This is a genomic window from Streptomyces sp. NPDC029292 (assembly GCF_055569295.1).
On record NZ_JBVHXR010000002.1, the window covers coordinates 20,343 to 44,933 of the forward strand.

A 24,591-nucleotide genomic window follows, 5' to 3' on the forward strand; every position below is an offset into this window, starting at 1 on the left:
AGTCCGTAGTTAGGTGTACCTAACCACGCTTGCCCCCGAAGCCCCAGGAGGCGTCCATGTCGGCTTCAGAACGTGACGTGCCGGCGCAGCCGTGCGGAGTTGCCGGGGTGTCGATGCGAGACCTGCTGGCGTCGTGCGCCGCGGCCGCCGAGGTTTCCAGGCCGCCGCGCGAGCCCCTGCCCGAGGCGCCCGCGCCCGCGGCCGAGCAGCCCCGCAAGGCCGCGTAGCGCCGCCTGCCGGGCTACTGGATGACGACGACCTTCACGCCGATCGTCGCGAACTCCCACATCGCCCTGCCGTCCGCGCGGGACTCGCGGATGCCGCCGAGCTTCATCGAGGAGTCCGGGGCGGCCGTCGAGCCGTTCAGCGCCGCGCTGAAGCCGATCGCGACGCCGTCGACCAGCGTGAACCGTACGACGTGCTCGATCTGCACCCCGTCGGACCCGGTGACCGCGTTGGCACGCGTCGTGACGGCGTAGGGGCCGACGGCCGGGTCCACCGTGCCCGGCGTGACCTTGAAGGTGCGCTGGACCTTGTTGTTCGCGGCGACCAGCCAGACGCGGTCGTCGTCGATCGAGTAGACGACCCGCTCACCGGCGCCGGACTGGGCGGGCAGCGCCGCCGGGTTCTTCTTGTTCCGGGGGGCCTTCGAGGCGGAGGCCTTGGGCGACGCGTTCGTGTGCGGTTTGCCGAGATTGTCCGGCACGTTCGCGGACGCCTGGTAGGCGAGGAAGCTGACCGCGGCGACCGCCGCCACGGTGAGCCCGGCCACGAATCCCGAGCTGCTCCTAGCCACCTTGTGTGCCCACCTCTCGTACTTCGTACGTCTTTGCTGTGACGGTAGCAGCAGGGGAGCGGGACTCCCGGGCGACCGTGCCCCGGCCTCGGGCGCCGTAGGCTGTTTGCGTGCTCTTGCTCGCTCTGGATACCGCCACCCCCGCCGTGACCGTCGCCCTGCACGACGGCACGTCCGTCATTGCCTCGTCGAGCCAGGTGGACGCGCGCCGGCACGGAGAGCTGCTGCTGCCGGCCGTCGACCGGGTGCTCGCCGCAGCAGATCTGCGGCTCGACGCCGTCACCGGCATCGTGGTCGGCGTCGGCCCCGGCCCGTACACCGGGCTGCGCGTCGGCCTCATGACCGCCGACACCTTCGGGCTCGCGCTCGGCGTGCCCGTGTACGGCCTGTGCACCCTCGACGCGCTCGCGTACGCGGCCGACGGCGCCGACATCGAGGGGCCGTTCGTCGTGGCCACGGACGCGCGCCGCAAGGAGGTCTACTGGGCGCGGTACGCCGACCCCCGTACCCGCGTGTCCGAGCCCGCCGTGGACCGGCCCGCCGAGATCGCCGAAGACGTCGCGGGCCTGCCCGCCGTCGGCGCGGGCGCGCTGCTCTACCCGGACACCTTCCCGGACGCCCGCGCGCCCGAGCACGTCTCGGCCGCCGCAATGGCCGCCCTGGCCGCGGAGAAGCTCGCCGCGGGCGCGGAACTGGAGGCGCCCCGGCCGCTCTACCTGCGCCGCCCGGACGCCCAGGTGCCCAAGAACTACAAGGTGGTCACCCCCAAGTGACCCCCGTGCTGCGCGAGATGCGCTGGTGGGACATCGATCCCGTACTGAAGCTGGAGAAGGACCTCTTCCCCGAGGACGCCTGGTCACGGGGCATGTTCTGGTCCGAGCTGGCCCATTCGAGAGGGCCTGAGGCGACGCGGCGGTTCGTCGTCGCCTTGGACGGCGACCGGCTGGTCGGGTACGCGGGGCTCGCCGCCTCCGGCGACCTGGGCGACGTACAGACCATCGCCGTGCGCCGTGAGCAGTGGGGCACCGGGCTCGGGGCGCTGCTGCTCACCGAGCTGCTGCGGGCCGCGACCGCGTTCGAGTGCGCCGAGGTGATGCTCGAGTGCCGCGTGGACAACGTCCGCGCGCAGAAGCTGTACGAGCGCTTCGGCTTCGAGCCCATCGGTTTCAGACGCGGCTACTACCAGCCGGGGAACGTCGACGCCCTGGTGATGCGACTGACCGACCCTTCCACATCCGTACAAGGAACCGAGATCAATGGCTGACGAACCCCTCGTCCTCGGCATCGAGACCTCCTGCGACGAGACCGGCGTCGGCATCGTCCGCGGCACCACCCTGCTCGCGGACGCGATCGCGTCGAGCGTCGACGAGCACGCCCGCTTCGGCGGGGTCGTCCCGGAGGTCGCCTCCCGCGCGCACCTGGAGGCGATGGTGCCGACCATCGACCGGGCGCTGAAGGAGGCGGGGGTGAGCGCGAAGGACCTGGACGGGATCGCGGTCACCGCCGGGCCCGGTCTCGCCGGTGCGCTGCTGGTCGGCGTCTCGGCGGCGAAGGCGTACGCGTACGCGCTGGGCAAGCCGCTGTACGGCGTCAACCACCTCGCCTCGCACATCTGTGTGGACCAGCTGGAGCACGGCGCGCTCCCGGAGCCGACGATGGCGCTGCTGGTGTCCGGCGGCCACTCGTCCCTGCTCCTTTCGAGCGACATCACCTCCGACGTACGTCCCATGGGCGCGACCATCGACGACGCGGCGGGCGAGGCCTTCGACAAGATCGCGCGCGTGCTGAACCTCGGCTTCCCCGGCGGCCCGGTCATCGACCGGTACGCCAAGGAGGGCGACCCGAAGGCGATCGCGTTCCCGCGCGGTCTGACCGGCCCGCGCGACCCGGCGTACGACTTCTCCTTCTCCGGTCTCAAGACCGCCGTGGCCCGCTGGATCGAGGCCAAGCGGGCGGCGGGGGAGGAGGTGCCGGTGCGCGATGTGGCCGCGTCCTTCCAGGAGGCCGTGGTGGACGTGCTGACCCGCAAGGCCGTCCGGGCCTGCAAGGACGAGGGTGTCGACCACCTCATGATCGGCGGCGGTGTGGCCGCCAACTCGCGGCTGCGGGTGCTCGCCCAGGAGCGCTGCGAGGCCGCCGGTATCCGGCTTCGGGTACCGCGCCCCAAGCTGTGCACGGACAACGGGGCGATGGTCGCCGCGCTGGGCGCCGAGATGGTGGCCCGCAACCGGTCCGCCTCGGACTGGGACCTCTCGGCCGACTCCTCGCTCCCGGTGACGGACCCGCACGTGCCGGGCCACTCCCACGACCATGTGCACGAGGTCAGCAAGGAGAACCTGTACTCGTGACCGTCGCGCTGATGTGGGAGGCCCGGGCCAGGGAGGGCCGCGGCGCGGACCTGCTGGCCTGGGTACGGAAGCAGGACCTCCCCGAGCGCCCGCTGCGCCGGGAGACCCTGCGGGCCCCCCAGGACCGCGTCCTCGTCATCACCTGGTGGGACGCGCCCTACGACGCCGAACTCTCCGAACTCCCCGAGCCGGACGGGGAGTTGGTGACCCGGTCGGTGCACCGGTGGCGGTTCGAGTCGGTGGACGGAGACTGACGGGGTTCTTCCGTCGCCGGGGCTCGTCTACGTCTCGTCCGTGTCCTCGGAGGTCTCCGTGTCCGCGGCGGCCTCTTCGTCCTCGGTTTCCCCGAAGGCCTTGGCGACGCCCGCCTCCAGCGCTTGGGTGGAGATGTTCTCACCGGAGACGGTCACGGTGAGTTCGTCGCTGCCGTCTCGTTGGACCGTGATCGTCATGGAGCGTGAGCGGTCGCGCCGCAGCCAGAGTTCGACGAGTTTGAGCACGGCCCATGCGGCGGACGACGCTTCGGGCACAAGGAGGAGTTCGGAAACAGTTCCCTTCTCGCCCGAGCGGGGCGCGCCTCCCTCCTCCACTGCGAGGCCCGGCACCTCCCGGGCGTCACTCGCGAAGTCGTCGAGTGCCTCTTGCGCGACCGGGTGATCCGCTGCCAGCCCGGCGACCCCCGTCTGGATTCTGATCTTCACCGATTCAGTCATCCCAACCTCCCCTGCGGAGATCGCCGAGTACGATGCGGGCGATCTACTTGTTGCTTGACGGGCAACATAGCGGAACGGGGGTGGCGGTGTACCGCGCATTGGTGATCTGCAACTCCGTCTTCCCTGAGGACCCTTCCCGTTTCCCTCGGCTGGAGGGGCCACGGAAAGACGGGTTGATTCTCTGGTCGTCGCTCACGAACCCGCGAACGGGAAAGTTCCGTTCGGAAGACGTGGAAGTCTTCTATGAACGGTCCTCGAAAGAGATCATGGAGCTGGCCGAGGACTTCTTCGCCGAGGGAAAGACGGGGGACACCCTGCTCTTCTACTACAGCGGGCACGGGTTTCGAGAGCAGCAGGAGCTCTTTCTCTGCGGCAGGGACTCGGTGCAGAGCCGGATGGTCTCCACCGCGGTCTCGGCGGACTCGCTGAACAAGATCATGAAGAAGACTCGGGCAGGCACCGTGGTCGTTGTCCTCGACTGCTGTCACAGCGGGGCCTTCAAGGGAAGAGCCCAGGTCACCCCGGATTCCCTCGCGGGAAAGGGGAGATACGTCATCACCGCGTCCAGTGCGGTCGACGTGGCTCCCGACGCGAAATCCCCGGGAGCGGCCAGCCCCTTCACGCAGGCCTTGGCGGATGCACTTGAGGCGGGGGCGGAGAGTCTCGATGATTCGGGCGACGTCAGCCTGGACGAGGTGTTCAGGCGCATGACCACCCGTCTTTCGGGTGAACACCCCGTGCCGCGGCGCAAGTTCGACGGATCCGGCGATCTGGCCTTCGCGAAACGCGTTCGCCCTGGGCAAGCGGGGCCGCAGGGCGGTGATCCGCAGAGTGCGGACCCTCAGGGTCGGATGGTGGACGACGTGCCCGCCGGCACTCCCTGGAAGCCGGACGCGGAACGGCTCACTCTGGGCGCTCAGCTTGCCAATCTCGCCCCACGACGTCGGAAGGACTACTCGTACGGGGACATCATCCTGGGGCTGATGTACTTCGTCGTGTCCGTGGCGATCGCATTGTTGGCGCTGTTCATGGCCACCAACGAGGACCACCTACTCTATGGGGAATACGAATATTACGACCCCTACCATGAACCTCTGATGGATTCGGATTTGTTCCTTCTGTACTGTGCGGTGCTGCTTTTCTTTTCTGTGTTGCTGGCCGTGGCGTCGACAGGGGAGCTTCTCGTCGCGCAGAAGTGCGCCCGGACGGCACAGTCGCGCAGGGAATTCCTCGAAATGCTGAGTCGTCCTTATGCTCGACGCGTACGCGTCGTACGCGATGTGATCGCCTTCCTGTTCGTCGTGCCGGTAATTGTCGCGATTAGCAGCGAGGATCTGCCGATTCTCCCGTACTCGCTGGCGATCTCGCTCTGTGGAGCAATTTTGGGGACAGTGTGCATCAGTAGGATCGGTTACGGCGACGCGTCCTACCTCGCGGCCTCAGTGCTCGTCCTGGCCGGTGTTTTCACTCCGCGGGACGAGCTCGGATACGGCACCTCGAACGACTTCAGCGGCGTAGTGATCGCCCTGCAGATGATTTCCTTCGCGGTAATGCTTTACGTGTGGTCTTTCAGGCTTTCGCGCAAGAGCCTCACTCTGGCCGCCCTCTCCAACTGTCTGCCGATTCTCGTCTTCTCTCTGCAGACGGGAGTCCTGCCCGGCGTCAGCGCGCTGGGGGTGGGCCTGGCCCTGTTCGGCTGTGCGCTCGGGGACGGTGTCGCTCTGCCCCTGGGTACGCCCGTAGGGAGATTGGGCGGCGGGACAGTCGGTCCGGTACGCCTCTTCAGGCAGGTCGTTTCGTCGCGCTGAGGCGCTGAGGCGCCGCCCGCCGCCACCTCGGCCTTGCCCCCTGGACCGCGTTCGTCGCGCAAGCCTGCACGCGAGCGCGCTGAAGCCGACCCCGCGCCCTGCCTGTAGCCTTCACGCCGACCCCGGAATTCCGGAAGGCCCCTGCAAGGTTTCGGCAACGGAGGTGGGCGTGTGGCCCGGGAGAGCATCAGGAACAAGGTGACGATCACCGAGATCGCCCGGCAGGCCGGGGTCTCGGTGCCCACCGTGTCCCGTGTCGTCAACGGCCGCTCCGACGTGTCGCCGGAGACCCGGGCCCGGATCGAGGACCTGCTGCGCCACCACGGCTACCAGCGCAAGGCGAACGCCCCGGGCGACCGGGCCGCCCTCATCGACCTGGTCTTCAACGATCTCGACAGCCCCTGGGCCGTGGAGATCATCCGCGGGGTCGAGGAGGTCGCGCACGCCTCCGGGGTGGGCACGGTGGTTTCGGCCATCCACGGGGCGTCGGGGTCGGCCCGGCAGTGGATGACCAACCTGCGGGCGCGGGCCTCGGACGGCGTGATCCTGGTGACCTCGGTGCTCGAACCGCGGCTGCACGACGAGTTGCGGCGGCTCGGTGTGCCGCTCGTCGTCGTCGACCCGGCGGGCTCGCCCTCCCTGGACATGCCGACCGTCGGCGCCACCAACTGGGCCGGCGGCATGGCCGCGACGGAGCACCTGCTCGGCCTCGGGCACCGGCGGATCGGGTTCATCGCGGGGCCGCCCCGGCTGCTCTGCTCCCGGGCGCGGCTCGACGGCTACCGGGCGGCGCTGGAGGGCGCGGGCATCGCCGTCGACGACGCGCTGATCGTGCCCGGCGACTTCTACCACTCCGCCGGCTTCGACGGCTGCAACACCCTGCTCGACCTGGCCGAACCGCCGACCGCGCTGTTCGCCGCCAGCGACCAGATGGCGCTGGGGGCGATCGAGGCGCTGCGCCGCCGGGGCCTCAGGGTGCCGGAGGACCTGAGCGTCGTCGGCTTCGACGACCTGCCCGAGGTCCGCTGGTCGGCCCCGCCGCTGACGACCGTGCGCCAGCCCCTGGCGGACATGGGCAAACTGGCCACGCGTACGGTGCTGCGGCTCGCGCTCGGCGAGGAGCCCGCCTCCCCCCGGATCGAGCTTGCCACCGAGCTGGTGGTGCGGGCGAGTACGGCTCCGCTCGTCTGACGCCCGGGTGCGCTTCACGCGCCCCACCTGCCCTTTCGCCACCGGGCCGCCGTCTCGTGGATCTCGTCGACTCCCGTATTTGTCAGGAGCGTTGACATACCTGTCGTCGGGCCGTAGCTTCCGTGCGCACTTGACCGATAATTTTCGGCTCCCTTCCGGAAGGCGTGCGATGCGACCGTTCGGTACGACCTCCAACTTCTCTCGCCGTGGGTTCCTGGCGGCCTCCGCGGCGACCGGCCTCGGCGCGGCCGGGCTGAGCGCGTGCGGCTCCTCGGACAGCGACAGCGGCTCGGGCAAGAAGACGATCGAGTGGTGGAACATCACCACGACCCAGCCCGCGAAGAAGCTGTGGGCCCAGCGCGCCAAGGAGTTCGAGGCCGCGCACCCGGATGTGAAGATCAAGGTCGTCACGATGGAGAACGAGGCGTACAAGTCGAAGATGACCGCGCAGATCGCCTCGGGCAAGCTGCCGGACATCTTCCACACCTGGGGCGGCGGCGTCCTCAAGCAGCAGATCGACGCGGGCCTGGTCGAGGACTTGACGGACCAGGTCGCCTCCTGGACCGGAAACTACGTACCCGCCTCGATGACGGCCTACAAGTTCGACGACAAGCTGTACGCCGTCCCCTTCGACATCGGCGCCGTCGGCTTCTGGTACAACAAGGCGCTCTTCAAGAAGGCCGGCATCACCACCCCGCCCACCACCTGGTCCGGCTACCTCGACGCCATCCGCGCCCTGAAGAGCAAGGGCATCACGCCCATCGCCCTGGCCGGCAAGGAGAAGTGGCCCGGCATGTACTTCTGGGCGTACCTCTCGATGCGCGTCGCCGGTCTCGACGCCATGCAGAAGGCCTCCGACGACGCCGACTTCACCGGCGACGACTTCGTCAAGGCCGGCCAGCACCTCAAGGACCTCGTCGCGCTGCAGCCCTTCCAGAAGGGGTTCCTCGGCGGGGCCTACTCCGACCCCAACGGCGAGGCCGCCCTGATGGGCAACGGCAAGGCGGCCATGGAGCTGATGGGCCAGTGGGCGCCGATCGTCGAGGCCGACTCCGGCAAGGGCATCGGCAAGGACCTCGGCTTCTTCTCCTTCCCCACGGTCGAGGGCGGAAAGGGTGCGCTCACCGAGGTGTTCGGCGGAGGCGGCGGCCACGCGGTGCGCAAGGGCGCGCCGCAGGAGGCCCTGGACTTCCTGAAGTTCTTCGGCGAGAAGGAGTTCGCCGAGAAGCTCATCAAGGAGACCGGCCTGATCCCCGTCTCCAAGGACGCCGCCGGCGCGCTCACCGACCCCAACCTCATCGCCGTCTCCGACATGCTGAACAAGGCAACCGGCTTCCAGCTCTACCTCGACCAGGCGTACGCCCCCGCCGTCGGCCAGGAGATCAACGACAGCGTCGCCGCGCTCATAGCGGGCTCCAAGTCGCCCGAGAAGGTGACACGTTCGGTCACCCAGGTCGCCAAGAGCGAGAAGAGCTAGCGCCGCCGATGACCCACTCGACTTCGACCTCCGCGACCTCCTCGGCGGGTTCGACGCCGTACGTGACCGATGTCGGCAAGTACGACGGTCCGGACTCGGCCGCCCCCGGCCCGGCGCGCCGCGGGTCGCCGCTGCGCCGGGTGCGCGACTGGCTGTCGGCCGTTGTGTTCACGGTCCCCGCCCTGGCCCTGTTCGGCCTGCTCGTGCTGGTGCCGATGGGCTACGCGATCTACGTCAGCTTCTTCAACTGGGGCGGATTCGGCTCGCCTTCGGACAGCGTCGGCCTCGACAACTACACGCGGCTCTTCAAGGACCCGGTGTTCCTGGGGGACTTGGGGCGCGGCGCGCTGCTCATCGGCTTCTCCATTCTCGTGCAGCTGCCGTTCGCGCTCGCCATGGCCGTGCTGCTCAACCAGAAGCTGCGCGGCCGGGCCGTGTACCGGATGTTGTTCTTCGCCCCGTACATCCTGTCCGAGGTCATCACCGGCGTGCTGTTCAGCATGATCTTCGCGCCGGGGGAGGGGCTCGCCGACAAGGTCCTCGACAAGGTCGGGCTCGCCGGGCTGGGCGGCGACTGGTTCGCCGGTCAGCACAGCGTCATGCCCACCCTCTTCATCGTCATGACCTGGAAGTACTTCGGCTTCCACATGATGCTCTACCTGGCGGGCCTGCAGGGCATCCCGGCCGAACTGCAGGAGGCGGCGCGCATCGACGGCGCCGGCACCTGGCAGCGCTTCTGGCACATCACGCTGCCGCTGCTCGCGCCGACCCTCCGGATCAGCGCGTTCCTCTCCGTCGTCTACTCCATCCAGCTCTTCGACCTGGTCTGGGTCATCACCACCGGCGGCCCCGACCACGCCTCCGAGACCATGGCGATCAGCATGGTCCAGTACGGCTTCAAGCGCTATCAGATGGGCTACGCCAGCGCCCTCAGCGTCGTGATGTTCCTGATCAGCCTGGTCTTCGCCCTCGCCTACCAACGCTTCGTGCTGCGCCGGGACACCGAAGGAGCCATCACCACCATGCGAGGAAACCGATGAGTGCCGAGACGGAGACACGCAACCGCGCGAGGCGGCGCCGGCGGCTGCGCACCCTGCCCGTGTACGTGACCCTCTGGGTGGTCGGCGTCTTCATGGTCACCCCACTCCTCTACGCCCTGATCTCCGGCTTCAAGTCCACCGACCAGCTCTCCTCCAACCCGTTCGGGCTGCCCTCGCCGTGGGTGACCTCGAACTACACCTCGCTGCTCGGCTCGGGCACGTTCTGGCGGTCCATCGGCAGCAGCACGGTGATCGCGGTGGGTGCCACCCTGCTCACGGTGTCGGTGGCGGCCCTGGCGGCGTTCGCGCTCGCCCGGTTCGCCTTCCGTGGGCGGGAGTTGATGTTCACCCTGTTCACGATGGGGCTGATGTTCCCCTTCGCGGTGGCGATCCTGCCGCTGTTCATCCTGCTGCGCACCTTCGGACTGCTGGACAACCCGTGGGGTGTGATCCTGCCCGAGGCGGCCTTCGGACTGCCGGTGACGATCATCATCCTGCGCGGCTTCTTCCGGGAGATCCCGGGGGAGTTGGAGGAGGCGGCGACGCTCGACGGCTGCACCCGCCTCGGGTTCTTCTGGCGCATCCTGCTGCCGCTGGCCCGGCCCGCGCTGGGTACCGTCTCCGTGCTCGCCATCGTGAGCAGCTGGAACCAGTTCCTGCTGCCGCTGCTCGTCTTCAGCGAACCCACCTGGTGGACGATCCCGGTCGGCATCCAGCAGTTCCAGGGCCAGTACGCCTCCGACGTGGCCCGCATCTTCGCCTATCTGGTGCTCGCCATGGTGCCCGCCCTCGCCTTCTACGCGGTCGCCGAGCGGCAGCTGATCGGCGGCATCACGCTCGGCGCGACGAAGGGCTGACCCATCTCAGGGGCCCCATCCCCCTCTCCACGTGAGGAGTTACATGACCCACCCCTGGCAGGACCCCGCTCTACCCGCCGCCGTCCGCGCCGCCGACCTGCTCGCCCGTATGACCCCCCAGGAGAAGATCGCCCAGCTCTACAGCGTCTGGCCCGGCTCGAACGAGACGCCGGGCGGGGACATGGCGCCGCTGCAGCACGCCCTGTCCGAGGACGTCGACCTGTCGGAACTGCTCCCGCACGGCCTGGGCCAGTTGACCCGCCCCTTCGGCACGGCGCCGGTCGATCCGGCCGAGGGAGCCGCCCGCCTGGCCTCCCTCCAGGAACGCATCCGCTCGGCCAACCGCTTCCGGCTGCCCGCCCTCGCCCACGAGGAGTGCCTCACCGGCTTCACGGCCTGGCAGGCCACGGTGTTCCCGACGCCGCTCGCCTGGGGTGCGACCTTCGACCCCGCCCTGGTGCAGGAGACGGCGTCGGCGATCGGCGCCTCGATGCGCTCGGTCGGCGTGCACCAGGGCCTCGCCCCCGTCCTCGATGTCGTACGGGACCCCCGCTGGGGCCGCACGGAGGAGTCGATCGGCGAGGACCCCTACCTCGTGGCGACGGTCGGCACCGCCTACGTCCAGGGCCTGGAGTCGGCGGGCGTCGTCGCCACGCTCAAACACTTCGCCGGGTACTCGGCCTCGCGCGGCGCCCGCAACCACGCGCCCGCCTCGATCGGCCCGCGCGAACTGGCGGACGTCATCCTGCCGCCGTTCGAGATGGCCGTACGGGAGGGCGGCGCGCGGTCGGTGATGGCGGCGTACAACGACCTGGACGGGCTGCCCGCCCACGCGCACCACCGGCTGCTCACCCAACTCCTGCGCGAGGAATGGCAGTTCACCGGCACGGTCGTCGCCGACTACTTCGGCGTGTCCTTCCTGGAATCGGCACACGGGCTCACCGACTCCCCGGCCGGGGCGGCGGCGCTCGCGCTCGCGGCGGGCGTGGACGTGGAGCTGCCCGCGGTGCGGTGCTTCGGCGCCGGGTCCCTTGACGCGGACTTCGTGGACCGGGCGGCGCTGCGGGTGCTGACGCAGAAGTGCGAGCTGGGGCTGCTGGATCCCGACTGGGCGCCGCCCGCCGCCGGGGCCCCGGCCGACCTCGATCCGCCCCATATGCGGGTGCTGGCACGGCAGCTGGCCGAGGAGTCGGTCGTGCTGCTGTCCAACGGGGGCATGCTTCCGCTCGCGCCCGAGGTGCGCCGGATCGCCGTACTCGGCCCGCTCGCCGACGACCCGGCCGCGATGCTCGGCTGCTACACCTTCCCCCGCCATGTCCTCCTGGACCACCCGGAGGTCCCGATGGGGGTCGCCGTCCCGACGCTGCTCGAATCGCTGCACGCCGAGCTGCCGGACGTGGAGTTCACGGAGGATCCCGTGGCGGCCCAGGTGTGCGTGGTCGTGGTCGGCGACCGCTCGGGGCTGTTCGGGCGCGGCACCTCGGGCGAGGGGTGCGACGCGGCCGATCTAGAACTCCCCGAGGGGCAGGGCGAGTCGGTGGACAAGGCGCTGGCGTCCGGGACGCCGGTCGTGCTGGTCGTGCTCTCCGGCCGCCCGTACGCGCTCGGGCGCTGGGCGGACCGGTGCGCGGCGGTGGTGCAGGCGTTCTTCGCGGGCCAGGCAGGCGGCCCCGCGGTCGCCGGGGTCCTGTCGGGGCGGGTGAACCCGTCGGGGCGGCTCCCGGTCAGCGTGCCGCGCGATCCCGCCGGGCAGCCGTGGACGTACCTCGCCCCGCCCCTCGGACAGCGCGGCGAGGCGAGCAACCTCGACCCCACCCCGCTGTTCCCGTTCGGGCACGGGCTGTCCTTCACGACGTACGACTGGCAGGCGCCCGCGGTCGACGCCGACACGTTCCCGACGGACGGCGAGACGACGCTGCGCCTGACCGTCCGCAACACGGGGGAGCGGGCCGGCACGGAGGTCGTCCAGCTCTATCTCCACGACCCCGTGGGCAAGGTGGCGCGGCCGGTGGCCCGGCTGGTGGGCTACGCGCGGCTGCCGCTGGATGCGGGCGCGTCGGCGGAGGTCCACTTCACCTTCCCGGCGGACGTTGCCGCGTACACCGGCCCAGACGGCGAGCGGATCGTCGAACCGGGGGAGCTGGAGCTGCGGCTGGCGGTGTCCAGCGCCGAAGGGGACGTACGGCATGTGGTGCCGGTGACGCTGACGGGACCGGAGCGGGTGGTGGGGCCGGGGCGGCGGATGCGGTGCGAGGTGCGGGTGAAGTGAGACCGGCGTTGCCCTCCGGGAGGCGGGGAGGGCAGCGCGCACCGAATGTTTCGCGCCGGATGTCGAATGTTCTGGGAATCGTGTGGATCAGAGAGGGTCCGGTATGAGGGGGAGCGGGGATACGATCCCGCCCATGAATCCCGCGAAGCCGTTCAAGCCCGTGGAAAGGAAGCCGTCAACGCCCGTGGAAACGCGGGCGACAGCGCGCTCGACGCAGACCGCGACGCTCGCCGAGATCGCCCGCGAGGCCGGAGTGTCGGCACCGACTGTTTCGAAGGTGCTCAACGGCCGCGCCGACGTCGCCCCGGGGACCCGCACCCGCGTCGAGGGGCTGCTGCGCTCGTACGGCTACCGGCGCCGCCGGGCCGAGGCGACCCGTTCCCCCCTCATCGACCTGGTCTTCCACGAGTTGGAGAGCGCCTGGGCGATGGAGGTCATCCGAGGTGTCGAGAACGTCGCCAGGGACGAGGGCCTGAGCGTCGTCCTCTCCGAGAGCGCGGGGCGCCTCACCCCCGGGCGCACCTGGGCCGACCAGGTCGCCGCCCGCCGCCCGCACGGCGTGATCCTCGTGCTCTCCGGGCTCGACGAGTCCGGGCGGGCGTTGCTGACCAGCAGGTCCATCCCCTTCGTGGTGATGGACCCGGCCGGCGACCCGGGCGACGACGTGCCGTCCATCGGCGCCACCAACTGGCATGGCGGGCTGGCCGCGACGCGCCATCTCGTCGAGCTCGGGCACACCCGGATCGGTGCGATCAGCGGCCCGTCGCGCATGATGTGCAGCCGCGCGCGGGTCGACGGCTATCGTGCCGCGCTGGAGACGGCGGGGCTGCCGGTCGATCCGGAGCTGATCCGGCCGGGGAACTTCCACCACGACAGCGGGTACCGGGCGGGGCTCGAACTGTTGCGATCGCCGGACCGCCCGACGGCCGTCTTCGCGGGCAACGACCTCCAGGCCCTCGGCCTGTACGAGGCCGCCCGCGAGCTGGGGCTGCGCATCCCGGAGGACCTGAGCGTCGTCGGGTTCGACGATCTGCCGGTGGCGCGGTGGGTCGGGCCGCCGCTGACGACCGTACGGCAGCCGCTGACGGAGATGGCCGAGGCGGCGGCGAAGCTGGTGCTCGAACTGGGGCGTGCGGAGGGGGCGTCGGCAGCGACCCGGGTGGAGCTGGCCACGAGTCTGGTGGTGCGCAGCAGTACGGGGGCCCCTCCGGCGTAGGGCACGGATCGGTGCTCCCGTAGTGGCGAGTCGCCGTCTGTGTCGCGACCGATGGGTGTTCCCGTAGTGGCGAGTCGCCGTGTGTGCCGCGACGGATTGGTGTTCCTGTACTGACGCGTGGGATTGACGAGTGGGGCATCCCGCTCCACACTCCTCCGAAGTCAATCGGTTGCACGACCGAAACTTTCGGAGGCACCCGCAATGAGAACCTCCAGATCCTCCCGAACCTCCTTACGCACCCGCGTGTCCGCCCTGTTCGCGGGCGTCGTGGCCGTGGGCGCCCTGCTCGCCGCCGGTACGACGGCCCACGCGGCGGACACCCCTCTCCGCGACCTCGCCGCCGCCCAGGGCAAGGTCATCGGCACCGCCGTCACCGGCTCCAAGCTCACCGGCACGTACGGCGACATCGCCGGCGCCCAGTTCAACTCGCTGACCCCCGGAAACGCCATGAAGTGGGGCTCGGTCGAGCCCACCCGGGGCAGCTTCAACTGGACCGAGGCCGACCAGATCGTCGCCTTCGCGCAGGCCCACAACCAGCAGGTGCGCGGCCACACCCTGGTCTGGCACAGCCAGAACCCGAGCTGGCTGACGAACGGCACCTGGACGTCCGCCGAGCTGAGCACGCTGCTCCAGGACCACATCACCACCGAAGTCACCCGCTACAAAGGCAAGCTGGCGGCCTGGGACGTGGTGAATGAGCCCTTCAACGAGGACGGCACCTACCGCTCGACCCTCTGGTACAACGGCCTCGGCGCCGACTACATCGCCCAGGCCCTGACCTGGGCGCACGCGGCCGACCCGAGCGCCAAGCTCTACATCAACGACTACAACGTCGAGGGCGTCAACGCGAAGAGCACCGCCCTCTACAACCTGGTCAAGTCGCTGAAGGACCGGGGCGTCCCGATCGACGGCGTGGGACTCCAGGCCCACCTGATTCTCGGCCAGGTCCCGTCCACACTCCAGCAGAACATCCAGCGCTTCGCCGACCTCGGCGTCGACGTCGCGATCACCGAGCTGGACATCCGGATGCAACTCCCCTCCGACAGCACGAAGCTGGCGCAGCAGGCCGCCGACTACAAGGCCGTGTTCGACGCGTGTGTGGCCGTGTCCAGGTGCTACGGCGTCACCGTCTGGGGCTTCACCGACTCCGACTCCTGGATCCCGGACGTCTTCTCGGGGTACGGCGCGGCGACCCCGTACGACGAGAACTACGCGCCGAAACCGGCGTACTACGCGATCGCGACCTCGCTCGGGGGGACGTCGACGCCGCCTCCCACGGGCGCGTGCACGACGACGTACAGCGTCACCAGTCAATGGAACACCGGCTTCACGGGCCAGGTGAAGATCGCCTGCTCGGGGGCGGCGCTGTCGGCGTGGAAGGTGAGCTGGACGTACGGCGCCGGTCAGCAGATCACCCAGGCCTGGAACGCGACCTGCACACAGACGGGCGCGGCGGTGAGTTGCGTCAACGCCTCCTACAACGGGACGGTCGCGGACGGCGGCTCGGTGACGTTCGGGTTCAACGCGTCGTGGAGCGGGAGCAATCCGGTGCCCACGGTGACACTGGGCTGAGTTTTCGTGGTGCCGAACTGAGCCGTGCCTGAGAAGTCTGAGATTTTCCGAAGGAAACCCGAGAAGAGGTTCCTGCTCGTAATAATTCGGACTTACGTTCCTCCGCGTGACTTCTGAAGACGAGCACGGGGATGACAACGAGGGCGCCGCGAGACGCGGCGGCCGGCGGCGAGGTCTGCTGAAGGCCGCCGGCGTCGTGCTCGCCGGCGCCCTCGTGCTCTCCGCCGCGGGGGCGGGCTGGGCCTACTGGCATCTGAACCACAACATCAAGAGCGTCGACATCAACAGCGCGCTCGGTGACGACCGCCCGGCCAAGGTGGTGTCGACCCCGACGGCGTCCGCCACCGCGTCGGCCTCCGCCTCCCCGCTGCCCAGCGGCGCCCTGAACATCCTGGTCCTCGGCTCCGACTCGCGCAGCGGCACGGCGAACGCGAAGCTCGGCGGCGGCAGCAGCTCGGGTGCCCGCTCGGACACCGCGATGGTCGTCCACATCGACGAGGGCCGCACCAAGGCGACCGTGGTGAGCATTCCCCGGGACACCCTGGTGACCCGCCCGTCGTGCCCCACCTCGTCCGGGGGGACGACCTCGGTGGCGTACAACGCGATGTTCAACAGCGCGTATTCGATCGGCGGTCCGGTCTGCGCGGTGAAGACGGTCGAGTCCATGACTGACGTCCGCATGGACCACTACATCGAGATCGACTTCTCCGGCTTCGCGGACCTCGTGGACGCACTCGGCGGCGTCACCGTCACGACGGACGAGGACATCGACGACGACCAGAGCCATCTGCATCTCGCGGCCGGTACCCATCACTTGAACGGCACCAAGGCCCTCGCCCTCGCCCGCACCCGCCACGGCATAGGCGACGGCAGCGACCTGGGCCGGATAGGTCTGCAACAGAAGCTGGTGAAGGCGCTGTTGAAGCAGATCTCCTCGACGGACCTCCTCACCAACCCCACCAAGCTCTACAAGGTCGCGGACGCGGTGACCGGCAGCCTCACCACCGACACGGGACTCGACTCGCTGGGCGAGCTGATGAAGCTCGGCCAGAGCCTGAAGGGCCTGCCCTCCGACGACGTCAAGACGGTCATGATGCCGGTGGTCACGGCCCCGTCGGACCCGAACCGGGTGGTGGCGAACGAGCCGGAGGCGAGTGAGCTGTGGGCGTCGCTCAGGTGACCCGGCACGTCAACAGATAACGCCAGTAGAGGAGTTGGCGCACGCTCGCCCCAGGCAGTAGGCGCGCCGCAGCACTCCGTACGTCGGACAGCGACATCTCCGGAGGCCGTACGGGCGTCCGGAGCAGTCGGGGAGGGGCGGAAATCCGGGATCCCCGCCACGTCCGGCCACGGGGTACCAAGCTTGTCCAGAATCAGAAGAGCGGTGAATTCCCGTTCAGGTTCATTGCCTTCCATCGCGCGCGGCGCTTTTTGGCCTGCAGCGTCTCGTCATGGGCTGGTGTGTGGAAGGAATCCGGCGAAGGCGCGTACACATTTGTCACGACAGCCGGCCTCGACGACGTCGATCAGGGCGACAGGCACGTCGTGGGGCTGGACTTCCTCATCGACGGCAGTCTGGCACTCATGGATGACAAGGGCAGGATCTGGCGGAGCCCAGCGCCTGGGTTCGGGAACCCCAAGTCCCCCGTGCTGAAAACGGATCTCTGGAATGGCAGGGACAACCCCTTGTACCACTACGGCCCAGGTCTCGCCGCCAGCCGCTATGACAACAGCTTCGCCCTGTTCGGTCCCAAGGGAGGAGAACTGTGGCGGCGAGCGCGGCCCCGACAGCTGGGGGCCCGAGCCGTTCAAGCTCGGTGCGGTAAGGACCGGGGTGTTTCACCCGACTCGACCGCTCCTCGCCGTCGCCGAGTTGTACGGGGGCGACGTACAGCTCTGGCACACCGACGGGCCCTCCGACCCGCGAAAGGGAAAGAAGCTGACCGGCCACAACGACTCTGTCCTGTGCGCCGACTTCAGCTCGGACGGACGCTGGCTCGCCACCGCCGGAAGCGATGGAACCGTTCGCCTGTGGGACGTCGGTGACCTGTAGTAATCCCGAAGTGACCAGTGGTGCGCGCAGCGTGGTGTGCGCAGGTGGAGGTGGGGTTCTGTGGGTGAGCAGTCGCCGACCGCGCGGAGGTACTGCGGGAATCAGTTCAAGATGTGGCGAGAACGCCTGCTGGAGCTCGGCGCATTGCCAATGTGGACAGTCAAGTGATGCCGATCAGTCAGGGTACGCACACCGGGATCAACGGCCCCATGGTGCTGCTGGAAAGCCCCGACCACGAGCATTGCGCCTACGAGGAGGGTCAGGCGATGAGTGTGCTGCACGCCGATTCGGAGACAGTCAGCAAGCTCGCGCAGCGCTTTGGCGTGATCCGCATGCAGGCCCTCGGTACGGAGGAATCGGCGCGGCTCATCAGAGAGGTGGCGGACCAGTGGTGAACACGAAACTCGCTTGGTTCAAGTCGAGTTACAGCGGCACCGAAGGCGACAACTGCGTCGAGATTGCCCTCCGACCCAGCGCCGTCCGCATCCGGGACTCGAAGCTCAACCCCACGGGCGATGCCCCCGAGTTGACCGTCCCCGCCGCCGCGTGGGCGGAGTTCGTCGCGCACGTCGGAGCTTGAGCTTCGGGAGTCGGGGTTCGAGACTCTTTTGCAAGGAATGGGTGGGTGGTTCAACCCGCCCACCCTCCCCTTGTGGGCGGCCCAAGTGCCGCCTGGGCCAGGGGAGATGACTTTTCGTGATCGGGTCGCGGCGGAGCGTGGCGAACGTGTAGCGTGCGCCGGGAAAGCATCGACCCCCGTGGGTGTTAGAGCACCACGCGGGGGTCTGACCACCAGATCGAAAAGGACTCGATCCATGGCTACCGCCCAGCTTAGTGCTGCCCCGCGCCCCTCCGCCCACCCCCTGGCCAATCCTGGCTACGGAAAGAAGTCGGCCCCCGACCAAGAACCCCGTAGGGGCAGGGACTTCGCGCATTTCCCGTCCGCGAGGCGTCGATCGCCACATACGTCGACCGCCTGGACGACGAGTCGGATCTCTCCATCAAGACGCTGGCGAAACACCTCTCGTACGGCCAGTGCGCCATCGCCACAGCGCTCAACAACCTCTCCGCAGCGGGCCATCTGCGCCGCGTACGCCGCCCGGTCACCGTCGACGGCTGCCCCCGCTGGGTGTGGCACACCTTCTTCTCGCGCACCGCGCGCGACGACGCGTGGTGGGACGCCTTCGTCGCGGGGGAGGTGCCGGTCACTGAGCCGCCGTCGTCGGAGGCGGCGCGCTCGGCAGGACTTCGCCGACTGACAGTCCGCCTCCGCGAGGGCTACACGTCCAGGACCCTCGCCCCGGACGTGTAGGCCTTTCGGTCAACACGCGCGCTTCGGACCCCGTGCTAGCCCCGACGAGGTTCATAAAGTCGGAATGCTCGTGGGCGGACTGCTCACCGACTGGGCTTCGTACCGCTGGGTACATCGGCCACGACGGGGGTGTCGCCGGAGGAGACCGGGATGGCGTCCGGGCTGCTCAACAGCTCGCGGCAGGTGGGCGGGGCGGTGGGGCTCGGGGTACTGGTCACCGTCGCCGGAAGCGCGAGCGCGAGTGCGAGTGCGAGTGCGAGTGCGAGTGCGAGTGCGAGTGCGAGTGCGACTGCGACTGCGACTGCGACCGGGACCGCGACCGCGAGCGGGCCGGGGCCCGCGGGGCTGGTCCATGCCTTCTCGGCGGCCTACTGGGTGGCGGCGGGGCTGCTCGCCGCCGCGTCGCCGGCGACTGCGGTCCTGCACGGGAACCCGCCCCGACCTGCGAATACGCCCCCCGCGGAAGAAATCTCGAAGAATTCCGGAGGCAGTGTCGAAAGCAGCGTCTCCCGTTCGACGCAGGGGTGAGAGGCAGGGAGAAGCCCCGCCTCCGAAACTCGAAAGACCCGAGGAGTCACCATGCCGCGCTACCTGTCGCTGGTCCAGATCGACGAGAGCACCGCGCCCGCCGAGGGCCCCAGCCCCGAGCTGATGCAGCGGATGGGGGAGCTGCTCGAGGAGATCACCAAGGCGGGGGTCATGCTCGACACCGCCGGGCTGACGCCGTCCGCCCAGGGCAAGCGGGTGCACTGGGCGGACGGGCAGCTGTCCGTCACCGACGGGCCCTTCACCGAGTCCAAGGAGGTCGTCGGCGGCTATGCGCTCATGCAGTGCAAGGACATGGCCGAGGCCCTGGAGTGGACCAAGCGTTTCCTGAAGGTGCACGAGGAGCACTGGACGGTGACCTGCGAGGTGCGGGAGATCGCGGAGGGCTGAGTCGCGACTTGGCCCGGCCGCGCCGTGGGTGTCTGATGGTGGGTTGTGGAACAGCAGCCCACCATCCCCGCGTCCGGTGCCGGCGAGACCGTCGAGACGATCTTCCGTATCGAGTCTCCCCGCATCATCGCCGGCGTCGCCCGGATCGTCCGGGACGTCGGCATCGCCGAGGAGCTGGCGCAGGACGCCCTGGTCGCCGCCCTGGAGCAGTGGCCGCGGGACGGCGTGCCGGACAACCCCGGCGCCTGGCTGACGGCCACGGCCAAGCACCGCGCGATCGACCTCGTACGCCGCCGGGAACGGTACGCGCGCAAGCTGGAGGAGGTGGGGCGGGACCTTTCGGTGACCGCCCCGCACCACCTCGACGAACCCTCCGACCCGGACGACATCGACGACGACCTGCTGCGCCTCGTCTTCACGGCCTGCCACCCCGTCCTCTCCGCCGAGGCCCGCATCGCACTCACGCTGCGGCTGCTCGGCGGCCTGACCACCCCCGAGATCGCCCGCGCCTTCCTCGCCCCCGAGGCGACGATCGCCCAGCGCATCGTGCGCGCCAAACGGACGCTCGCGACGAAGGGCGTCGCCTTCGAGGTGCCGTACGGCCCGGAGCGTGAAGCCCGGCTCGGGTCCGTGCTCGAAGTCATCTACCTGATTTTCAACGAGGGGTACGCCGCCACCGCGGGCGACGATTTGCTGCGCCCCGCGCTGTGCGAGGACGCCCTCCGGCTCGCCCGCGTCCTGGCCGAGTTGATGCCCAAGGAACCCGAAGTGCACGGCCTGGCCGCGCTGTTGGAGCTCCAGCAGTCACGCGCGGCAGCCCGCACCGCCCCGTCGGGCGAGCCGGTCCTCCTCAAGGACCAGAACCGCCGCCGCTGGAACCGCATGCTGATCCGCCGCGGCTTCGCCGCCCTCGGCCGCTCCAACGCCGTGGCCACCGGCAGCCCCGGCCCGTACGCCCTCCAGGCCGCCATCGCCGCGTGCCATGCGCAGGCGTACGCGTACGAGGACACGGACTGGGGCCGGATCGCCACCCTGTACGGGCTCCTGGCGGTCCGGTCCCCTTCCCCCGTGGTCGAGTTGAACCGTGCCGTCGCCGTCTCGATGGCGGACGGCCCCGGCCCCGCCCTGGAGATCGTCGACGCCCTCGCCGACGAACCCGCCCTGCGCGACTACCACTTGCTGCCCAGCGTGCGCGGGGATCTCCTCGCCCGGCTCGGGCGCAGGACGGAGGCGCGGGCGGAGTTCACACGCGCCGCGGAACTCGCCCGCAACGCCCGCGAACGCGAGCTGCTGCTCACCCGGGCCGAGGCCTGCCGCTGAGACGGTCCACCACCAGTAGGCGGCTACGCGGGTGCCCCCACCAGCATCGTGGGGGCGCCCGCCACCCGGGTGAGAAACACCGTCGCGGACGCCGGCCCCTGCGGCTTCACCTTCCGCCGCAGCTCCTCCGGCTCGACGGCCGAACCCCGCTTCTTCACCGTCAGCACACCGACTCCGCGCTCCCGCAGCAGCGCCTTCAACTTCTTGACGTTGAAGGGGAGTTGGTCGGTGATCTCGTACGCGGAGGCATACGGAGTGGGGCGCAGCTCGTCCGCCGTGACGTACGCGATGGTCTCGTCGATCAGCCCGCCGTCGAGTTCCTCGGCCACTTCCGCGACGAGATGCGCGCGGATGACGGCGCCGTCGGGCTCGTACAGGTAACGCCCGAGCGGCCGCACCGCCGGGTCGGGCAGCCCGCGGCCGCGCAGCTCACGCGGGCCCGGCAGCAGTGTGGCCCGCACCAGGCCGGGCTCCGTGCCGAACCACAGCACCGCCTCCTTCACATCGCCGCCGTCCGAGATCCACTCGGCCTCCGCCTCGGCGGGGATCGCCTCGTGGGGGATGCCGGGGGCGATCTTCAGGGCGGCCCGGGGGGCTTTGAGCGCCGTTTCGGTCGCCCAGGACAGCGGCGGTGAGTACGCCTCGGGGTCGAAGATCCGGCCCCGCCCGCCCCGCCGCGCCGGATCCACGAAGACGGCGTCGTACTCCGCCGTGTCCACCTCGGTGACGTCCGCCTCGCGCACCTCGATCAGGTCCGCGAGGCCCAGCGCGTCGGCGTTGGCCCGTGCCGCCGCCGCCGTCAGCGGGTCGCGGTCGACGGCGAGGACCCGGATCCCGGCGCGGGCGAGCGCGATCGCGTCGCCGCCGATGCCGCAGCAGAGGTCGGCGACGGAACTTACCCCCATCGCCTCGAATCGCCGGGCGCGGTGCGTGGCGACCGTCGTGCGGGTCGACTGCTCGACCCCGTTGGGGGTGAAGAACATCCGCCCCGCGTCCTCGGCCCCGAACTTCGCCGCCGCCCGCTGCCGCAGCCGCGCCTGCCCGAGGGCCGCCGAGACCAGCTCGGCCGGGTGCTCGCGGCGCAGCCGGGTGGCGACGGCCAGTTCCTGTGCCGGCTGGGTGTCGCGGACCTCGTCGAGCAGGGCGCGGCCCTCGGGGGTGAGGAGGGAGGCGAAGGAGACGTCGTTCACCGGGCCATTGTGGGCCAGTCGGTGGACGGTGCGCGTCCGGCCGCGGTGTCGGGGCCCCGTACGGGCCATGACCTGGGAGGATCCGGCGCCATGCGACTAGTGCGACAAAATTATAAAAACGGCATGAAGGGGACGGGGATGCGTCGAGCAATCGGCGTCCGTGGCGGAATCGCCGTGCTTGCCGTCGCCGCCCTCGCGTCCGGCTGCTCCGACGGCGGCTCCGGCGGTGCGGCACCGGCGCTGCACGCGCCCCCCGCCCGCGCCCTCGACTCGTACGCCTCCAAACTCCGTCTCGCGCACGCCGAGCGGGTCGCCGCGGCCAAGCGCTGGGGGCTGGACGAGACGCCGCTGACGCCCCCGCCGCCGCCCGTCAGGAAGCCGGTGATCGAGGCCAGGGCGGGGTTCGAGGTCGAGGACCAGGAGGAGTTGCCCCCGGTCTTCACGACCATCCCCACCAAGGACAAGGTCGTCTTCCTCACCATCGACGACGGTGAGGAGAAGGACCCGAAGTTCCTGCGGATGATGAGCGACCTGAAGATCCCGTACACCGCCTTCCTCAGCAACTACCTGGTCGAGGACGACTACGCGTACTTCCGGAGGATGCGCGACCGGGGCGTCACCCTCAACAACCACACGCTGCACCACCCCTACCTGCCCGGACTCTCCTATGAGGAGCAGCGGCACGAGATCTGCGGCATGCAGGACGTGATGAGGGAGCAGTTCGGCAAGCGCCCGACGGTCTTCCGGCCGCCCTACGGCAACTACAACCAGGACACCCTGCGCGCCGCCCGGAGCTGCGGCATCAAGTACGCCCCGATCTGGGACGAGGAGGTCTTCGTCGACCACTGGGAGTACCGGGACGACGACCGCGACCTGCACCCCGGCGACATCGTCCTCACCCACTTCCGGGGGAAGAACGACTGGAACGGCACGATGCGCGACATGGTCCGCCGTTTCATGAAGAGGGTGACGGACAAGGGGTACGCGGTGGCACGCCTGGAGGACTACCTGTGAGGATGCGCGCGCCGGCCGCCGGGCTGCTCGCGGCCGTGCTGCTCACCGGCTGCGCCCAGTCCGTCGACCCGATCGAACGGCTGGGCAAGAAGGCGGCGCAGAAGGTACGGCCGCATGAGTCGGCGTACCGCCGCTGGGGGCTCACCGCCCCGCTCGCCCCGGCGCCGAGACCGCCCGCCCGGACCGCCGCGCGCACCGCGGGGCCCGGACTGCCGCCCGTCGTGGACCACGTCCGCACCCGCGACAGGGTGGTCTTCCTGACGTACGACGACGGAGCCGAGCGCGATCCGCGGTTCGTCGACATGGTCCGTGAACTGCGGCTGCCGGTCAGCGTGTTCCTCACGGACCGTGTCGTCGGGCCGGGGTACGGGCACTTCGCGCAGCTGCGGGCGGTCGGCGCGAGCGTCCAGAACCACACCCTCGACCACGCCTCCCTGAGGGGCCTCCCGTACGTCGGCCAGCGCGCTGAGATCTGCGGCCAGCAGGACAAGCTCAAGCAGCGCTTCGGCGTCCGGCCCCGGCTGCTGCGGCCCCCGTACGGCAGGTACGACAGCACCACGCTCCGCGCCGCCGCCGACTGCGGGGTCGCGGCCGTGGTGCTGGGGCGGGTGGCTGACGCGCGCCGGCTGCGACCGGGCGACATCCTGACCGGCTTCGGCGAACCGAACCTCACGGAGGCGACGACCAGGCTGCTGAGGCGCATCCAGGCGGAGGGCTTCACGCCTGCGCGCCTTGAAAACTACCTCTGACGTTTCGGCCCGTCGTGGGGGTCCCCCGCTCGAGCGAAGTCGAGAGTGGGGGAGAAGCCGAGAGTGGGGGAGTTCGAGGACGAGGCCGTGCAGGCCGAAGCGGGGGGCTGGGGGCGGCAGTCCCCAGGTACGTTCACACCCACGCCGGGTGCCCGGAACCCTGCGCCACGCCGGAGGCTTTTGGCACTCCGCTTGACCGAGTGCTAATCGCAGTCATAGTCTCAGGTCTGGCACTCCCCCCTGGAGAGTGCCAATAGCGACGGGCAGGTCCGGCACCCGCGACGACGGATCGACCTGGTCGCCACCTCAGACAGTTAACCCCGTGAGATCTCCGAAGGGGGAGGTCGGATCGTGACGACCGCCAGCTCCAAGGTTGCCATCAAGCCGCTCGAGGACCGCATTGTGGTCCAGCCGCTCGACGCCGAGCAGACCACGGCCTCTGGCCTGGTCATCCCGGACACCGCGAAGGAGAAGCCCCAGGAGGGCGTCGTCCTCGCTGTGGGCCCGGGCCGCTTCGAGGACGGTAACCGTCTTCCGCTCGACGTCACTGTCGGCGACGTCGTGCTGTACAGCAAGTACGGCGGCACCGAGGTGAAGTACAACGGCGAGGAGTACCTCGTCCTCTCGGCTCGCGACGTGCTCGCGATCATCGAGAAGTAATTCACCCAGTTTTGCAGTGAACTGCGCCCCTGGCCCCCGCCACCTGAAAAAGCCGGGCGCTGGGGGCGCA

At 69.8% G+C, this 24,591-nt stretch carries 26 protein-coding genes and 1 pseudogene; 24 read left to right on the forward strand and 3 right to left on the reverse strand.

Features of this window, described 5'->3' with window-relative positions; genetic code table 11:
- Positions 1-56: 56 nt before the first annotated feature.
- A complete protein-coding gene (locus tag ACZ4WS_RS04945; protein ID WP_467977249.1) occupies positions 57-227 on the forward strand; it encodes a hypothetical protein in 171 nt (56 codons plus the stop codon).
- A gap of 14 nt (positions 228-241) precedes the next feature.
- On the opposite strand, the gene ACZ4WS_RS04950 is transcribed toward ACZ4WS_RS04945, so the two are convergent.
- A complete protein-coding gene (locus ACZ4WS_RS04950) occupies positions 242-796 on the reverse strand; it encodes a hypothetical protein (protein ID WP_467977251.1) in 555 nt (184 codons plus the stop codon).
- 110 nt (positions 797-906) lie between these two features.
- Between ACZ4WS_RS04950 and tsaB the strand changes: the two genes are divergently transcribed.
- From tsaB to ACZ4WS_RS04970, 4 genes are read left to right on the forward strand one after another with little or no spacing between them, the layout of a single operon-like run.
- Positions 907-1,569: a tRNA (adenosine(37)-N6)-threonylcarbamoyltransferase complex dimerization subunit type 1 TsaB gene (tsaB, locus tag ACZ4WS_RS04955; protein WP_467977253.1), complete on the forward strand. Its 663-nt coding sequence runs from the start codon at positions 907-909 to the stop codon at positions 1,567-1,569.
- A gap of 17 nt (positions 1,570-1,586) precedes the next feature.
- The gene (gene rimI / locus ACZ4WS_RS04960; RefSeq protein ID WP_467978281.1) at positions 1,587-2,060 is read left to right on the forward strand and encodes a ribosomal protein S18-alanine N-acetyltransferase; all 474 of its coding nucleotides are present in this window, start codon (positions 1,587-1,589) and stop codon (positions 2,058-2,060) included.
- The gene (gene tsaD / locus ACZ4WS_RS04965) at positions 2,053-3,144 is read left to right on the forward strand and encodes a tRNA (adenosine(37)-N6)-threonylcarbamoyltransferase complex transferase subunit TsaD (RefSeq protein ID WP_467977255.1); all 1,092 of its coding nucleotides are present in this window, start codon (positions 2,053-2,055) and stop codon (positions 3,142-3,144) included. Before rimI ends, tsaD begins: the two co-directional genes overlap by 8 nt.
- The gene (locus ACZ4WS_RS04970; protein ID WP_467977256.1) at positions 3,141-3,398 is read left to right on the forward strand and encodes a hypothetical protein; all 258 of its coding nucleotides are present in this window, start codon (positions 3,141-3,143) and stop codon (positions 3,396-3,398) included. The genes tsaD and ACZ4WS_RS04970 overlap by 4 nt, the downstream gene beginning before the upstream one ends.
- A gap of 27 nt (positions 3,399-3,425) precedes the next feature.
- Here the strand turns inward: ACZ4WS_RS04970 and ACZ4WS_RS04975 are convergent, their stop codons facing one another.
- Positions 3,426-3,857 carry an effector-associated constant component EACC1 gene (locus tag ACZ4WS_RS04975; RefSeq protein WP_467977258.1) on the reverse strand — a complete coding sequence of 144 codons (432 nt, stop codon included), beginning with the start codon at positions 3,855-3,857 and terminating at the stop codon, positions 3,426-3,428.
- Between the two features lie 80 nt (positions 3,858-3,937).
- On the opposite strand from ACZ4WS_RS04975, the gene ACZ4WS_RS04980 reads away from it, so the two are divergent.
- The 16 genes and pseudogenes from ACZ4WS_RS04980 (at position 3,938) to ACZ4WS_RS05055 (ending at position 20,908) form a co-directional block, all read left to right on the forward strand.
- Entirely contained in the window at positions 3,938-5,665 is a 1,728-nt protein-coding gene (locus tag ACZ4WS_RS04980) for a caspase family protein (RefSeq protein WP_467977260.1), read from the forward strand.
- A 171-nt stretch (positions 5,666-5,836) separates the two neighbouring features.
- Positions 5,837-6,856 carry a LacI family DNA-binding transcriptional regulator gene (locus ACZ4WS_RS04985; protein ID WP_467977261.1) on the forward strand — a complete coding sequence of 340 codons (1,020 nt, stop codon included), beginning with the start codon at positions 5,837-5,839 and terminating at the stop codon, positions 6,854-6,856.
- A gap of 169 nt (positions 6,857-7,025) precedes the next feature.
- Positions 7,026-8,333, forward strand: a complete 1,308-nt coding sequence (locus ACZ4WS_RS04990) for an extracellular solute-binding protein (RefSeq protein WP_467977263.1) — start codon at positions 7,026-7,028, stop codon at positions 8,331-8,333.
- An 8-nt stretch (positions 8,334-8,341) separates the two neighbouring features.
- On the forward strand, positions 8,342-9,373 hold the full coding sequence (locus ACZ4WS_RS04995; RefSeq protein WP_467977265.1) for a carbohydrate ABC transporter permease: 1,032 nt from the start codon (positions 8,342-8,344) through the stop codon (positions 9,371-9,373).
- Positions 9,370-10,230 carry a carbohydrate ABC transporter permease gene (locus ACZ4WS_RS05000; protein ID WP_467977267.1) on the forward strand — a complete coding sequence of 287 codons (861 nt, stop codon included), beginning with the start codon at positions 9,370-9,372 and terminating at the stop codon, positions 10,228-10,230. Before ACZ4WS_RS04995 ends, ACZ4WS_RS05000 begins: the two co-directional genes overlap by 4 nt.
- Positions 10,231-10,273: 43 nt before the next feature.
- The gene (locus ACZ4WS_RS05005; protein ID WP_467977269.1) at positions 10,274-12,499 is read left to right on the forward strand and encodes a beta-xylosidase/alpha-l-arabinosidase; all 2,226 of its coding nucleotides are present in this window, start codon (positions 10,274-10,276) and stop codon (positions 12,497-12,499) included.
- A gap of 133 nt (positions 12,500-12,632) precedes the next feature.
- Entirely contained in the window at positions 12,633-13,715 is a 1,083-nt protein-coding gene (locus ACZ4WS_RS05010; protein WP_467977270.1) for a LacI family DNA-binding transcriptional regulator, read from the forward strand.
- A 201-nt stretch (positions 13,716-13,916) separates the two neighbouring features.
- Entirely contained in the window at positions 13,917-15,287 is a 1,371-nt protein-coding gene (locus ACZ4WS_RS05015; protein WP_467977272.1) for an endo-1,4-beta-xylanase, read from the forward strand.
- A gap of 106 nt (positions 15,288-15,393) precedes the next feature.
- A complete protein-coding gene (locus ACZ4WS_RS05020) occupies positions 15,394-16,467 on the forward strand; it encodes an LCP family protein (protein ID WP_467977273.1) in 1,074 nt (357 codons plus the stop codon).
- A gap of 654 nt (positions 16,468-17,121) precedes the next feature.
- On the forward strand, positions 17,122-17,340 hold the full coding sequence (locus ACZ4WS_RS05025) for a WD40 repeat domain-containing protein (protein ID WP_467977275.1): 219 nt from the start codon (positions 17,122-17,124) through the stop codon (positions 17,338-17,340).
- A 167-nt stretch (positions 17,341-17,507) separates the two neighbouring features.
- Positions 17,508-17,735, forward strand: a complete 228-nt coding sequence (locus ACZ4WS_RS05030) for a Scr1 family TA system antitoxin-like transcriptional regulator (protein WP_467977277.1) — start codon at positions 17,508-17,510, stop codon at positions 17,733-17,735.
- Positions 17,732-17,920, forward strand: a complete 189-nt coding sequence (locus ACZ4WS_RS05035) for a DUF397 domain-containing protein (protein ID WP_467977278.1) — start codon at positions 17,732-17,734, stop codon at positions 17,918-17,920. Before ACZ4WS_RS05030 ends, ACZ4WS_RS05035 begins: the two co-directional genes overlap by 4 nt.
- A gap of 549 nt (positions 17,921-18,469) precedes the next feature.
- Positions 18,470-18,652 carry a hypothetical protein gene (locus tag ACZ4WS_RS05040; protein ID WP_467977280.1) on the forward strand — a complete coding sequence of 61 codons (183 nt, stop codon included), beginning with the start codon at positions 18,470-18,472 and terminating at the stop codon, positions 18,650-18,652.
- Positions 18,653-18,742: 90 nt separating this feature from the next.
- A pseudogene (locus tag ACZ4WS_RS05045) lies at positions 18,743-19,180 on the forward strand (hypothetical protein); the annotation flags it as partial.
- Positions 19,181-19,231: 51 nt separating this feature from the next.
- Positions 19,232-19,588, forward strand: coding sequence for a YciI family protein (locus ACZ4WS_RS05050; RefSeq protein WP_467977282.1), 357 nt, complete (start codon positions 19,232-19,234; stop codon positions 19,586-19,588).
- Between the two features lie 45 nt (positions 19,589-19,633).
- On the forward strand, positions 19,634-20,908 hold the full coding sequence (locus tag ACZ4WS_RS05055) for an RNA polymerase sigma factor (RefSeq protein WP_467977284.1): 1,275 nt from the start codon (positions 19,634-19,636) through the stop codon (positions 20,906-20,908).
- A 23-nt stretch (positions 20,909-20,931) separates the two neighbouring features.
- Here ACZ4WS_RS05055 and ACZ4WS_RS05060 read toward each other — a convergent pair whose 3' ends face one another.
- Complete coding sequence (locus ACZ4WS_RS05060) at positions 20,932-22,098, reverse strand: THUMP-like domain-containing protein (protein WP_467977286.1); 1,167 nt, start codon at positions 22,096-22,098, stop codon at positions 20,932-20,934.
- 90 nt (positions 22,099-22,188) lie between these two features.
- Between ACZ4WS_RS05060 and ACZ4WS_RS05065 the strand changes: the two genes are divergently transcribed.
- The 3 genes from ACZ4WS_RS05065 to groES all read left to right on the forward strand — a co-directional run bounded on the left by ACZ4WS_RS05065 (position 22,189) and on the right by groES (position 24,521).
- On the forward strand, positions 22,189-23,112 hold the full coding sequence (locus ACZ4WS_RS05065; RefSeq protein WP_467977288.1) for a polysaccharide deacetylase family protein: 924 nt from the start codon (positions 22,189-22,191) through the stop codon (positions 23,110-23,112).
- A gap of 2 nt (positions 23,113-23,114) precedes the next feature.
- A complete protein-coding gene (locus tag ACZ4WS_RS05070; RefSeq protein WP_467977290.1) occupies positions 23,115-23,861 on the forward strand; it encodes a polysaccharide deacetylase family protein in 747 nt (248 codons plus the stop codon).
- Between the two features lie 351 nt (positions 23,862-24,212).
- Entirely contained in the window at positions 24,213-24,521 is a 309-nt protein-coding gene (gene groES / locus ACZ4WS_RS05075) for a co-chaperone GroES (protein ID WP_077796719.1), read from the forward strand.
- Positions 24,522-24,591: the final 70 nt, after the last annotated feature.